This window comes from Ruficoccus sp. ZRK36 (assembly GCF_019603315.1).
Taxonomy (GTDB): Bacteria; Verrucomicrobiota; Verrucomicrobiia; order Opitutales; family Cerasicoccaceae; genus Ruficoccus.
The window spans coordinates 2,087,425-2,100,196 of the sequence record NZ_CP080649.1 but is presented as its reverse complement, the minus strand read 5'-3'; the positions used below and the strand labels follow the sequence as shown (position 1 = coordinate 2,100,196).

9 protein-coding genes are annotated in these 12,772 nt (G+C 61.7%); 4 read left to right on the top strand and 5 right to left on the bottom strand.

Annotated elements, in window-relative coordinates; genetic code table 11:
• Positions 1-39: 39 nt before the first annotated feature.
• Entirely contained in the window at positions 40-1,347 is a 1,308-nt protein-coding gene (gene xylA, locus K0V07_RS09260) for a xylose isomerase (protein ID WP_220621107.1), read from the bottom strand.
• Between the two features lie 98 nt (positions 1,348-1,445).
• On the opposite strand from xylA, the gene K0V07_RS09255 reads away from it, so the two are divergent.
• Positions 1,446-2,204 carry an AraC family transcriptional regulator gene (locus tag K0V07_RS09255; protein WP_220621106.1) on the top strand — a complete coding sequence of 253 codons (759 nt, stop codon included), beginning with the start codon at positions 1,446-1,448 and terminating at the stop codon, positions 2,202-2,204.
• A gap of 76 nt (positions 2,205-2,280) precedes the next feature.
• Here the strand turns inward: K0V07_RS09255 and araD are convergent, their stop codons facing one another.
• From araD to K0V07_RS09240, 3 genes are read right to left on the bottom strand one after another with little or no spacing between them, the layout of a single operon-like run.
• Positions 2,281-2,979 (bottom strand): L-ribulose-5-phosphate 4-epimerase AraD, encoded by a 699-nt coding sequence (gene araD / locus K0V07_RS09250; RefSeq protein ID WP_220621105.1) that lies wholly within the window; start codon positions 2,977-2,979, stop codon positions 2,281-2,283.
• Positions 2,980-2,984: 5 nt separating this feature from the next.
• On the bottom strand, positions 2,985-4,487 hold the full coding sequence (gene araA / locus K0V07_RS09245; RefSeq protein WP_220621104.1) for an L-arabinose isomerase: 1,503 nt from the start codon (positions 4,485-4,487) through the stop codon (positions 2,985-2,987).
• A complete protein-coding gene (locus K0V07_RS09240; protein WP_220621103.1) occupies positions 4,423-6,198 on the bottom strand; it encodes a ribulokinase in 1,776 nt (591 codons plus the stop codon). The genes araA and K0V07_RS09240 overlap by 65 nt, the downstream gene beginning before the upstream one ends.
• Positions 6,199-6,258: 60 nt before the next feature.
• On the opposite strand from K0V07_RS09240, the gene K0V07_RS09235 reads away from it, so the two are divergent.
• Positions 6,259-7,377, top strand: coding sequence for a LacI family DNA-binding transcriptional regulator (locus K0V07_RS09235; RefSeq protein ID WP_220621102.1), 1,119 nt, complete (start codon positions 6,259-6,261; stop codon positions 7,375-7,377).
• 276 nt (positions 7,378-7,653) lie between these two features.
• Here K0V07_RS09235 and K0V07_RS09230 read toward each other — a convergent pair whose 3' ends face one another.
• Positions 7,654-8,193, bottom strand: coding sequence for a hypothetical protein (locus K0V07_RS09230; RefSeq protein WP_220621101.1), 540 nt, complete (start codon positions 8,191-8,193; stop codon positions 7,654-7,656).
• A gap of 167 nt (positions 8,194-8,360) precedes the next feature.
• Here K0V07_RS09230 and K0V07_RS09225 point away from each other — a divergent pair, with 167 nt between their 5' ends.
• Together K0V07_RS09225 and K0V07_RS09220 are read left to right on the top strand one after the other, a co-directional pair.
• Positions 8,361-10,301: an ABC transporter substrate-binding protein gene (locus tag K0V07_RS09225; protein WP_220621100.1), complete on the top strand. Its 1,941-nt coding sequence runs from the start codon at positions 8,361-8,363 to the stop codon at positions 10,299-10,301.
• Entirely contained in the window at positions 10,298-12,760 is a 2,463-nt protein-coding gene (locus K0V07_RS09220; RefSeq protein WP_220621099.1) for an ABC transporter permease subunit, read from the top strand. Before K0V07_RS09225 ends, K0V07_RS09220 begins: the two co-directional genes overlap by 4 nt.
• The last annotated feature ends 12 nt before the right edge of the window (positions 12,761-12,772 follow it).

The following is a 12,772-nucleotide window of genomic DNA, read 5'->3' as shown; positions in this document are numbered from 1 at the left end:
GGGACGTCAGGGGGTTGCGAGTGGCCGGGCCGGGATGGCTCAGATAAACTCGTTGATGAGATTTTCCAGCATTTCCTGCCGCCCACTATCAAGCGCAGGCTCTCCGTTGGCGAGGGCAAAGCGCTCCAGCTCATCAAAGCTGCACTGACCGGACTCGATCTTTTTACCCAGCTCATCGCCGAAGCCAGCGTAACGCTGCTGGACGATTTCTGCCAGGCGACCATCGCGGCGGATGGCGTCGGCGATCTTCAGCCCGCGAGCAAAGGTGTCCATGCCGCCGATGTGCGCGTGAATGAGGTCGAGGGGTTCGTGGGACTCGCGGCGGCGCTTGGCGTCAAAGTTCAGCCCACCGGTGGTGAAGCCACCCATCCCGAGAACCACGAGCATGACCTGTGTGGTCTGGTAGATGTCGGTCGGGAACTGGTCCGTGTCCCAACCGATGAGCGGGTCGCCGCGGTTGGCGTCGATACTGCCGAGCATGCCCGCGTTTGCGGCGACGGTCAGCTCGTGCTCCATGCTGTGGCCGGCCAGGGTGGCGTGGTTGGTTTCGATGTTGAGCCGGAACTTATCCATGAGCCCGTACTCGCGCAGGAAGTTCAGGCAGGCGGCCGCGTCGGAGTCATACTGGTGCGTGGTGGGTTCGCGGGGCTTGGGCTCGATGTAGAACGGCCCGTCAAAGCCGATCTTTTTCGCGTGGTCCACAGCCATATGCAGGAACGCCGCCATGTGGTCCATCTCACGCTTCATGTCGGTGTTCAACAGCGTGGCGTAGCCTTCACGTCCTCCCCAGAAGGTGTAGCCGCGACCGTCGAGTTCCTTCGTGCACTCCATCGCTTTCTTCACCTGCGCGGCAGCGTAGGCGTAGACATTCAGGTCCGGTGAGGTCGAGGCACCCTGCGCATAACGCGGATGATTAAAGAGACAGGCCGTGCCCCAAAGGAGTTTCACTCCGGTCTCCGCCTGCTTCTCCTTCAGGCGGGCGACGACGGCATCAAGCGCCTTGTTCGAGGCAGACAGGTCGCCCAGCTCGGGTGCGATGTCGCGGTCGTGCCAGCAGTAGTACTCCATCCCGAGGATGTCCAGAAACTCGAAAAAAACATCGACGCGGCGCAGAGCATTTTCCACCGAGTCCGAGCCATCGTCCCAGGGCATGTGCGCAGTCCCCACCCCGAAAGGATCGGAGAGAGCGTTGCGCATGACGTGCCAGTACGCCCCGGCAAAGCGCAGGTGCTCCTTCATCGGCTTACCGTCGATCAGCGCATCGGCGTCGTAGTGCTTGAAGGCAAGCGGGTTCTTTGAGGTGGGGCCTTCGTAGCGAATCTTTTCGCAGCTAAAATGCTTGTTCATGGGTATTATAGGGGTTCGAGATTAAAGCCGAATTATAGCATAAAGCCGTGCGCTATCGCATTGCGTTACCGGCCATTTTCTTTGCAGAATCGGTCACTATGCTCATTGATCCTAAATTCGAAAAGTCTCTGAGTGGCTCAGAGTCGATGGCTTTGATAGCCCTTTTTGACGACATCAGTGAGACACTCTTCTGGATCAAGGACAGGAAGCTCCGCATCATGGCGCTCAACGCGACCTTTGCCGAGCGCGTCAACGCACCGGAGAGTGAAATCATCGGAAAAACCGACGCAGACCTCTACTACCCAGAGCTGGCCCGGGTCTTTATGGCCGACGACCGGCAAGTGATTAAAACAGGCAAACCCCTGCGCCGAAAAGCGGAGCTGCTGGCCACACGCTTCGGGGAGATCGAGTGGCGCTCGACCACCAAGCTCCCGATCTTCGATGCGCGCGAAAAGGTCATCGGCACGACCGGCATCTCCCGCCCACTGAGCACCGAGGTAGACAACCTGCCATCCCACTACCAGGCGTGTAGCGACATCGTACGCTTCGCGCGTGAACGGCTGAGCGAAGGGGTCGACGTCGTCGCGATTGCCGCGCACGCGGGCATGTCCCTGTCGACGCTCTCGCGCTGGTTTCGGAAGCACCTGCGCCTCTCCCCCGGAGAATTTCTCTCGCAGCTTCGCACTGCACGCGCCAGCAAGCTGCTGCTGGACTCACCGCTCAACATGACAGAGATCGCGCTGGAGTGCGGCTACGAAAGCCCGGCCGCGTTTTCACGAGCGTTCCGGCGACAGATGGGACTCTCTCCTTCTGATTTTCGGCGCGGCCAGCGCTGGGCCCAAACGCTCGGGGTCTGATCCGATTCGCGAAGTCATCAGCGATGCGCGAGCATCACAGGCCAGGACGACTTTTTTCCTTTGTATTCAATTTCAACTACGGCTGCCCGTAGTAGGCGGCGACTCCGTGCTTACGATAGAAGTGCTTGCGCAGCAGATGCGGACTGGCCGGGCGCGAATAGGGCGAAACCGACAGGGTCTTCAAAGCCATGTCGGCGACAATCTCCAGCGCCTGCGCCGTCTCCACAGCCTTGGCGGCACTGCCCCCCCAGGCAAACGGCCCGTGGTTGCGGACGAGCACAGCTGGCACCTCAGCCGGGTCGATATTGGCAAAAGCTTCCAGGATCACCAGACCGGTGTTCCACTCGTACTCGTCGGCGACTTCGGCCTCCGTCATGACACGCGTCACCGGGACCGAGCCGTTAAAGTAATCGCAGTGCGTGGTCCCCAGACAGGGAAGCACACGCCCGGCCTGAGCAAAGGCGACCGCTGAGCGCGAGTGCGTGTGCACGATGCTGCGTATGCCTTTGGAGGCAAACTCGCGCAGCAGGCAGCGGTGGGTCGGCGTATCAGAAGAGTAGCGCAGGTCACCCTCGACGACGTGGCCATCCATGTCGACGATCACCATCGAGGCCGGTGTGAGCTGATCATAGTCCACACCGCTGGGCTTGATGGCAAAGACTGCCTCTGCCGGATCGTACACGCTGACGTTGCCAAAGGTCAGGTCAACCAGCCCGGTGGCCGGAAGCCGTTTGTTGGCCTCGCAGCATTCTTCGCGGATACTCTTGTAGTTCATGGTGGTTAGAGGCCGCGCAGGCCGTAGTAGGTTTCCCCGACACGCAGCTCCTGCTTGAGCGCGCGCAGGTCGGTGTTTTCGTCAATGAGCACGCACTCGATGCCTGCCATCTCAGCAAAGCTCTCCATCTGCGCAGCGCTGACACTGAGGCTGAAGCCCGTGTGGTGAGCACCACCGGCCAGGATCCAGGCCTGGGCCGCAGTCTGGAGGTCGGGCTTGGCATCCCAGAGGACGCGGGCCACCGGCAGCTTTGGCATCGGCTCGGGCAGCGCGACGCTCTCGACGACGTTGACCAGGAGCCGGAAGCGATTGCCCATGTCGATAAGCGAGGCGTTAATGGCCGGGCCGGTCTGCCCGTCAAAGACCAGACGCACGGGATCGTCCTTACCGCCGATACCGAGCGGGTGAATCTCGCAACGCGGTTTTTCCGCCGCCAGCGAGGCGCAGATCTCCAGCATGTGCGAGCCGAGGCAGCGCGCGCCCGCCGGATCAAAGTGGTAGGTGTAGTCCTCCATCAGCGAGGTGCCGCCGGGCTTACCCGCGCCCATGACCTTCATCACGCGCACGAGCGCGGCATGCTTCCAGTCTCCCTCCGGCCCGAAGCCATAGCCGTCAGCCATCAGGCGCTGGGCGGCGATATCGGGGAGCTGCTTGAGGCCGTGCAGGTCTTCAAAGCAATCGACAAAGGCACCGTAACCGCCCTCCTCCAGAAAGCTGCGAATGCCCAGTTCGATGCGGGCAGCATCCCGTAGGGACTCGTGCCGCTCGCCGCCCTTGAGCAGCTCGGGCACGACGGTGTAGCTGTCGGCATACTCGGTACAGAGGGCGTTGACCTCGGCATCGGTGTGATCATTAACCACCTCGACGAGGTCGCCGATGGCGTGCGTATTTACCTGCACGCCGAAGACTCGCTCAGCCTCGACCTTGTCACCATCCGTCACGGCCACGTAGCGCATATTATCCCCGAAGCGCACGACCTTGAGGTTGCGCATCTCCTGCCACCCGGCAGCCACTGCGGCCCAGTCGGCCAGCCGGGCACGCACGACGGGGTCCTCCCAGTGCCCGACGATCACCTCGCGGGGGATCCGCAAGCGCGTCAGGATGTGCCCGTACTCGCGCCCGCCGTGAGCGGACTGGTTCAGGTTCATAAAGTCCATGTCGATGCGATCCCACGGGATGTCGCGGTTGAACTGCGTGTGCAGGTGGCAAATCGGCTTGGTCAGCTGCGTCAGTCCGCTGATCCACATCTTCGCAGGGGAAAAGGTGTGCATCCAGGTAATGATCCCGGCGCAGGCAGGGCTCGCGCTAGCATCGGAGCAGACCTTGCGGATCTCCTCCGGCGTGGTCACGATCGGCTTACAGACGATCCGCACAGGCACGGAGGTATCGGCGTCGAGCGCCGAAGCCACGAGCTGCGCATGAGCAGCGACTTTCTTGAGGACCTCAGAGCCGTATAGATGCTGGCTCCCGGTCACGAACCACAGTTCGGGGGTATAAAGGTTCTTCATCGGTATGGTTGTTTTTTAAAGCTTTCTTGTTGGATGCGACCTGGAGGCTCTGCTCCTTGATGAGCATGAGGTCCTTCATCACGTGGCCGAGGGCCTCGGTCTTCACGCCGCCAAAGGCATCGTGCAGCTGCCGGTAGAGAGCAAAGAGCTTGTCGTAGACGACGTGAGCCTGCGGGTTGGGCTCATAGACGATATCCTTGACCCCGGTCATGGCTGCCTGCGCGGATGCGAAGTCCTCGTAACCGCCCGCCTGTGGCCCAGCAATAACGGCCGCAGCGATGGCTGATCCGAGCGCGCAGCTCTGATCACTGCGCGAGACCTGGATCTTGCGCCCCGTCACGTCCGCATAAATCTGCATCAGCACGGCGTTCTTTTCGGCAATGCCGCCTGCGCAGATGATGCGCTTGACCGGCACGCCATACTCGGCGATCCGCTCCAGAATCATACGTGCACCAAAGGCCGTGGCCTCGATAAGCGCCCGGTAGATTTCGGCACGCGTAGTGTGCAGGGTCTGGCCAAGAATCAGCCCGCTGAGGCGCTGATCGACCAGCACCGTGCGGTTGCCGTTGTTCCAGTCGAGCGAAAGCAGACCACTCTGGCCCGGCTTTAGTCCGGCCATTTCTTTGGTAAGTTCGCAGTGCAGCTCGGGCTTACCCTGGCAGACACCTTCGACCCACCACTTGAACAAATCACCGACGGCGGACTGCCCCGCCTCGATGCCATAGTAGCCGGGCAGGATCGAGCCTTTGACAATACCGCAAATGCCGGGGATGTCAGCCACTTCCTTATCGGCCCGGACGACGGTGCAGTCGCAGGTCGAGGTCCCGATGACCTTGACCAGTGCACCTTCATCAACACCGCAGCCGATCGCACCATAGTGCACATCCATCTCGCCGATGGCGATCGGGATGCCCGCGAGCAGCCCCAGACGAAGCGCCCAGGCTTCGCAGAGGCTGCCCGCTGCGTGCGAGGCATCATAAGCTCTGTCGTAGAGACGGTCTCGCAGCGCACCGATCCTCGGATCGAGCATGTCCAAAAATTCTCTGTCCGGCAGCCCGCCCCAGTCCTCGGCGTAAAACGCCTTGTGACCCGCAGAGCAAACACCGCGCTTGATATCCTCGGGCCGAGTGACTCCTGCCAACTGAGAGGGGACCCAGTCGCACAGCTCCACCCACGAGTAGCAGGCTTCAAAGGTATCGGGGTCCGCATTCAGGCAGTGCCAGATTTTACTCCACCACCACTCGGAGGAATACGTCCCGCCGCACTTGGCGAGATACTCCGGGCGATGCTCCCAGCAAAGGTCAGTGATCTTCGTCGCCTCGGCGTGGCTGGTGTGGTCCTTCCAGAGCCAGCACTGGGCATTGAGGTTATCGCGATAATCCGGGTGGCAACCCAGGGCGCTGTTGTCGGCCATGACCGGCAGGGGGGACGACCCGGTCGAGTCAACGCCGATGCCGATGACCTTGTCGGGGGAAAACTCGGAGTCCTCCATGGCCTGCGCCATTGCCCCGAGCACCATCGTCTCCAGCGTGCTCAGATAGTCACCGGGATGCTGGCGGGCGACCAGATGGTCGCGCTCGGATAGCAGCACGCCTTGTGTGCCGCTGGGATAGTCCTGCACGCATGATCCGACCACTTTCCCATCTCGGCAACGGACGAGAATGGCGCGGGCGGAGTTGGTGCCGTAATCAAGGCCAAGGGTATAGGGCATGATTGAATAAAATCTCATTCAGCCGCTTGCGTAAACGGCCCGATGACTTGACAGTAAAGCATGCCCCCACGCTCCAATCGCACCACAATGACCGATGTGGCCCGCGAGGCTGGCGTCTCAAAGAACGCTGTATCGCTCGCGCTCCGCAACGACCCCCAGATCCCCGAAGCAACACGAAAGCGCATCGCACGCATCGCGGCCGAGATGGGCTACAGCAAGGACCCCGTGGTGAGCGAGCTGATGGCGCGCCTGCGCCAGGGCGGAGGCGCGGCCAACCGCCTGAACCTTGCCCTGCTCAACGCCAACGAAGACCCGCTGGCCTTCCGGCAGCACCCGACGATCCCCACCTATGTGGAGGGCTGCAAGCGACGCGCGGAGCACCTGGGCTGCAGCCTCGACTCATTTTGGCTGCATGAAAAAGGCCGCACGGCGCGCGGGTTCTCCCGCATGCTGCGCAGCCGCGGCATTCGCGGGCTGGTCCTCGTCGGCATGATGAACAAGAACCGCATCCCCGAGTGGTTCGAGCCGGTGGTGGACGAGTTTCCCGTCGTGGTCACCGGCGTGCGCACTCACGAGCCCGCCCTCTCCCACTGCTGCGTCGACCACTACATGCTGACCTCCCTCGCGATGAAGCAGGCGGTCAAACTCGGCTACCGCCGCCCCGGCCTGATCCTGCACGACCGCATTGACAAACTGGTGGACCAGCGCTTCACCGCGGGCTTTGCCAATGCCCAACAACTCCTGCCCGCCTCCGGGCGCTGCCCTCCCCTCTACCTCAAGGACGACCTCACCGCCAGCGAGCCGCTCTTTAAACGCTGGCTCAAGCAAGCACAGCCCGACCTGGTCTTCACGCTCTATAATGTCGTCCTGAAGTGGATTGACTCGCTGGGGCTAAAAATCCCGGAGGACATCGGCGTCGTCCAGCTTGAGTGGCGCGCCAAGCACCCGGAGATCGCAGGCATGAACCAACACAACGATGTCACCGGGGAAGCTGCCCTCGACATGCTCATCAGCATGATCCACAACGGCGAGCGCGGCGTCCCGGCCTTTCCACGGGCCACGCTCGTTGGGGCCACCTGGGTGGACGGCCCGAGCGTCCTAACCCACAAAAGAAAGGCCCCGGCCAGAAAACGGGCCGCCAAGCGCCCCTCTCGGTCCAGCAGCCCCAATGGGGATTAATTTCCTTAATCCCAAGAGACTCATCTTAAACATCGTTAATAGCTCATCCATAAGGGGCTATAAAATACAAATCCCGTTTGATATTCTGAAAAGGTGGGGCACGTTGCCAACATCTCACCTCGGAGCGTAAGCTAATAAAGCCACGGTCCCCCTAATTTGGCCCTGACGGTCGCGCAAACAAGTCGCGGCCGTCAGGGCCATCTCTTTTCTATAAAAGCGTTGTTCGCATGAGTCGGCATCAACTGCCGTTGTCAATGCCGAGGGTGCACCCCCGACCTAGACGGCGCGGTCTCCGCCCGACTTCCAGCTCAGGCTCTTGAAAGGGCGCAGGAAGATGTCCACCGCACTGGGTCGAAGCATCCCGAAGCTGAACTCGACCCCTGAGATGATCTTACTGGCCTTTTTACGCACCTCCTGGACCTCTTCTTCGTCTTCGCCATCCTGGATCGTAAAGTCCGCATCGCTGAAGCTGTCCAGCAAGCTCTGGATATAGATCGCAGTGGCGATAAACCCGATTCGCTCGTAGCTGAGCTTGTACATGAGGATGAGGTCGCGAAATTCGCGGCAGATTTTCTGGTACTCGAAGCGGCGGTGCTTACCCAGCCCCTGCCCGTTATCGTAAGTGACCGAGTAGAGCTTGTTATCGGCATCCTCGCAGGAGCGCATAAAATCATGCTGAAGCTGATAGAAGCGCACGTATTTGGCCACGCAGAGGCCTACGTACAGCGCGATTACGAGCTGAGCCACAATGCGCGCCACCAGAAAAGATAATGCGCCGCCCTCGAAGTAGGTCCCTCCATCCATGCTAAAGCTCATCTAAAACCGTAAGTCATCCTCCGGTCGAGTGCAGAATCAGGACTCTCCCACCCGATCCAAGGTCCGTAATTCCGGCTTTTTCGGGAGCAAAAAAAGTATTAACTGGTCAAATCGCATCGGTTCGGCTCAATACTGGCTGAACAGTTCCGCCTGATCTGAAAAGACTTTTGAAACTCTCAGCCTCCAACTCCGCCCTTACTCACTCGCCCGTACGCATGTCGGGGGCCACTTACGTGCCCCACTGCAAAAGCACCGAGCCCGCCCGGAAGCATCAAACAGTCAGGCGCACACGCTGGGCATCCCTGAGCCGGATGGGGGCGCTGGTGGGGCTGGTCGCCCTGCTGGGGGGCTGTGGAGAGCCGCCTGCCATCGAGCGCGGGCAGTACCCGCTGCCGGAGGGTGTCGAGACCGCGCAGTGCGAGCCGGGGCAGTACGGCGGTGTCCTCATCGTGTCCGACACCACCGAGCCAAAGACGTTTAATTTCCTGGTGCCCGCAGACGCCGCCTCGGCCTCCGCCATGGGGCGGTTCCAGGTCGGGCTGGTCGGCTGGGACCCGGTCAAAACCGAGAACATCCCCGCGCTGGCCGAGTCGTGGGAGATCGGCGAGGACAAGAAGACCTACACCTTTCACCTGCGGCGCGGCATCAAGTGGAGCGATGGGGAGCCCTTTACCGCGGACGACGTGATCTTCACCTTCGACTGCATCTTCGCCGAGACGACCGACCCCGACACCGGCAAGTCCCGCCCCCGCTACCCAAACCGCTACATCGCCCAGTACACCATCGGCGGCGAGCCCATCCAGTACCGCAAGATCGACCCCTACACGGTCGAGTTTTACACCCCGCAGCTTTACTCCCCCTTTATCAACGACATCGGCTTTGTCCCGATCATCCCGAGGCACAAGCTTTTCGAAGCCTACGAGGACGGCAGCCTGCTCAAGCAGTGGTCCACCCAGACCGCGATTGAAACCCCAGAGGAGTTGGTCGGGATGGGGCCTTTCAAGGTCTTCGCCTATCGTCCCGGTGAGCGCATCGTTTACGAGCCCAACCCGCACTACTGGCGAGCTGATCGCGAGGGCAAGCGTCTGCCGTATCTGGACTTTCTCGTGACCAAGTACGTCAAGGACCCCAACGCCGAGGTCGTACTCTTCGCCACCGGGCAGACAGACGCCGCCGGTATCTCCGGGACGGATGAAGCCTGGGTCAAAAAGGGCGAGGACGTTTACGGCTTTACGCTCTACGACCGGGGTCCGAGCACCTCGGCCTCCTTCATGTGGTTTAACCTCATGCCCGGCAGCAACGACGAGGGTGTCCCCTATGTCGCCCCGTACAAGATGGCGTGGTTTCAGGACAAGCGCTTCCGGCAGGCCATCCTCTACGCTTTTAACCGTGAGGGAATCGCCCGTGGCGTGTACTTCGGGCGGGCTGAGCCGCAGGACTCGATCATCTCCCGCGGCAACCCCAAGTGGTACAACCCGGATGTCCGCAAGTACCGCTACGATCCCGACAAGGCCCGCGAACTGCTCGCCGAGGCGGGCTTCCAGTGGAACCCGCAGGACGAGTTAATCGGGCCGGAGGGACACCGGGTCGAAATCGAGCTCATGCTCTTTGAGGGTAGCCAGCGTATGACCGACATGGCGACGACCTTAAAGGAAAACCTGGCCGCTATCGGCATCTCCCTGCGCATCAGCTACGTGGACTTCGGCGTGGTGATCCAGAAGATCGACAACACCCACGACTACGAGATGAGCGCCATCGGCTGGGGCTCCAGCGCGGGGGCCTCCGACCCCTCCGGCAGTAAGGCTCTCTACGCCAGCAGCGGCATATACCATATCTGGCACCCCCGGCAGGAAACCCCCGCGACCGAGTGGGAGGCACGCATCGATGAATTAATCACCGCACAGGAGAAGACCTTCGATGAGGCTGAGCGGGTAAAGATTTTCGGGGAGATTCAGGCCATCCTGGCCGAGGAGGCTCCCCTGCTCTACCTCGTCACCCCCTACGGCTACAGCGGGATCAAGAACAAGTGGAAAAACGTCGTCGTGCCGCCCTCCGGCACCCTGCTGTGGAATCTCGATGAGCTCTGGACCGAGGAGGTGCCCGAATGATCAGCTTCATCCTTCGCCGTATCGCCTCTATGATCCCGGTGCTCTTCGGGGTCAGCGCACTGGTCTTTTATTTAATGAGTCTCGCACCGGGCGACTTCCTGACCGAGGCGCGTTCGCGCCCGGACATCTCCGACGAGCTGATCGCGCAGATGGAGCGCGACTACGGACTCGTTGATGCCCACGGTGAGCCGACCGCCTGGTACGTGCAGTATGCCTTCTGGTTAAACAATCTCTCGCCCCTGAAGTTCCTCTACACCGGGACGGACCCGGAGCCCACCGCATCTGCGGACACCTCTGCTGAATCTGAGGCCAAAGCAGCCCCGCCCCCAGCGGCGGAGACGTTGTCGGAGGAAAAATCGGCAACTGCCACTGAGGCAGAAACCGAACCGGAGCCGACCTACACCTTTGGGCTGCACTGGGGTAAGCCCAGTCTCGGGCAGTCCTGGGCCTACAACATCCCGGTCTCCAGTCTGATCGCGCAGCGCCTGCCCGCGACCTTTGCGCTGTCGCTGTGCGCACTGGCCTTTGCCTGGGTGGTGGCGGTACCGATGGGGGTGCTGGCCGCGATCCGCCGCAACAAGTTCTTTGATCGGCTCAGCTCGCTGTTCGCGTACGCAGCCCTATCCGTGCCGGAGTTTTTCCTCGCCATCCTGATGGTCTTTTTCGCGGCCAAGACCGGGCTCTTTCCGGCGGGCGGCCTGTCCTCGCTCTCAAGCAGTTTTCTGCCGCTGCCCGCTCGCTGGGCCGACTATGCCTACCACCTGATTTTGCCGACCTTCGTCCTCGGGGTCGGGGGCATCGCCGGGATGATGCGCATCATGCGCGCCAATTTCCTCGACTACATGCAGTCGGACTTTGTCACCACGGCGCGGGCCAAGGGCGTCTCCGAGCGGGTGATCATGTTCCGGCACGTCCTGCGCAACGCCATCAACCCGCTGCTGACCTCGCTGGGGTTCGCACTGGCCGGGCTGCTCAGCGGCGCCGTGCTGGTGGAAAAAGTCATGAACTACCCCGGTCTGGGGCTGCTCGTGTTCGAAGCCTTTACCCGCAAGGACCACGCCGTAGTGCTGGCGGCGGTCATGATGGGCTGCACCATGCTCATGCTGGGCAACCTCGTGGCCGACCTGCTGCTGGCCTGGAGCGACCCACGCATCCGGCTGGAGTCCGGCACGGGCGGGATCGTCCGTAAGGGCCAGTGGAAGCCAGCGGCCATCCTTGTGGCAGTAGTTGTCGCCCTGCTGACGGGCATCTCCTTTATCCCGTGGGGCAACACCGAGGCCATGCAGGCGCTGATCGGCTGGATCAAGTGGGGCGGGCTGGTCGTCCTGCTGGCCGTGGCCGCTTTTATCTTCAAAGTTGCGTGGCCGACCTTCGTCTCCATCGCCCGTCAACTCCTTCGCCGTCCGGTCGGGTTGATCGCCGCCTGTGTGCTGGGGCTGTTGTACTTCGGGGCGGCCTTCGCGCCATTTCTCGCCACGCACCAGGCCTCCGACCAGAATCTGCTCCAGACCTTTCATCCGCCGACGGCCCTCACCTGGGACGGCGGGCTGGCCGTCAAGGTCTACGCCAACATCGACCCGACTGCCGCCAAATACGAGGCGGTACAGGGCGAGAGCATCCCGGTAAAATTCTTGGCAGAGGGCTTCGAGTACAAGCTCTTTGGCTTCATCCCAACCAGCCGCCACCTCCTGCTGCCCGACTACAAGGCACTGGAGCAACAGCTCGGCGAACCGGTCGATCCGGCGGAGTTCCCCGTGTACCTGCTGGGTAGCGACTCGACCGGGCGCGACATCTTCTCGCGGCTGCTCTACGGCTCGCAGATTTCGCTCACCATCGGACTGATCGGGATCGGCATCACCATGACGATCGGCTTCCTCGTCGGGGGGCTGGCCGGGTACTTCGGGGGGCGTTTCGACTTCTTGGCCATGCGCCTGGTTGAGTTTCTCATGGCCATCCCCGGCCTCTACCTGCTGCTGGCCCTGCGCTCGGCGCTGGCCCCGCACTTCGAGTCCGGGCAGATGTTTGTCGTGATCATTATCATCCTCTCGCTGGTGGGCTGGGCCGGGACGGCCCGCGTGCTGCGCGGCATGAGCCTGTCCATCCGCTCCCGGCAGTTCATCCTCGCCGCCGAGAGCATGGGCCAGAGCACCGGCAAGGTCCTCCTAAAACACCTGCTACCCAACCTCGCCAGCTACCTGCTGGTAGCCGCCACGCTGTCCATCCCCGGCTATATCCTTGGCGAGGCCGCCCTGAGCTTCCTCGGGCTGGGCATCCAGGAGCCCTCCGCCTCGTGGGGGCTGATGCTCCAGCAGTCCCAGCAGGACATGAAGGTCTTTTTCCTCAACTTCTGGTGGCTGCTCACCCCTGGCGCCGCCATCTTTATAACCGTGATTGCCTTTAACGTCATGGGCGATACCCTACGCGATATTGTGGACCCGCGCATGCGCTCGAACCAATAACGGACGCGAACG

Coding starts and splice junctions, on each gene's coding strand:
- K0V07_RS09230 (WP_220621101.1), bottom strand. CDS start 8,193: ATGAGCTTTAGCATGGATGGAGGGACCTACTTCGAGGGCGGCGCATTA.
- araA (WP_220621104.1), bottom strand. CDS start 4,487: ATGAAGAACCTTTATACCCCCGAACTGTGGTTCGTGACCGGGAGCCAG.
- K0V07_RS09235 (WP_220621102.1), top strand. CDS start 6,259: ATGCCCCCACGCTCCAATCGCACCACAATGACCGATGTGGCCCGCGAG.
- K0V07_RS09255 (WP_220621106.1), top strand. CDS start 1,446: ATGCTCATTGATCCTAAATTCGAAAAGTCTCTGAGTGGCTCAGAGTCG.
- K0V07_RS09240 (WP_220621103.1), bottom strand. CDS start 6,198: ATGCCCTATACCCTTGGCCTTGATTACGGCACCAACTCCGCCCGCGCC.
- araD (WP_220621105.1), bottom strand. CDS start 2,979: ATGAACTACAAGAGTATCCGCGAAGAATGCTGCGAGGCCAACAAACGG.
- K0V07_RS09220 (WP_220621099.1), top strand. CDS start 10,298: ATGATCAGCTTCATCCTTCGCCGTATCGCCTCTATGATCCCGGTGCTC.
- xylA (WP_220621107.1), bottom strand. CDS start 1,347: ATGAACAAGCATTTTAGCTGCGAAAAGATTCGCTACGAAGGCCCCACC.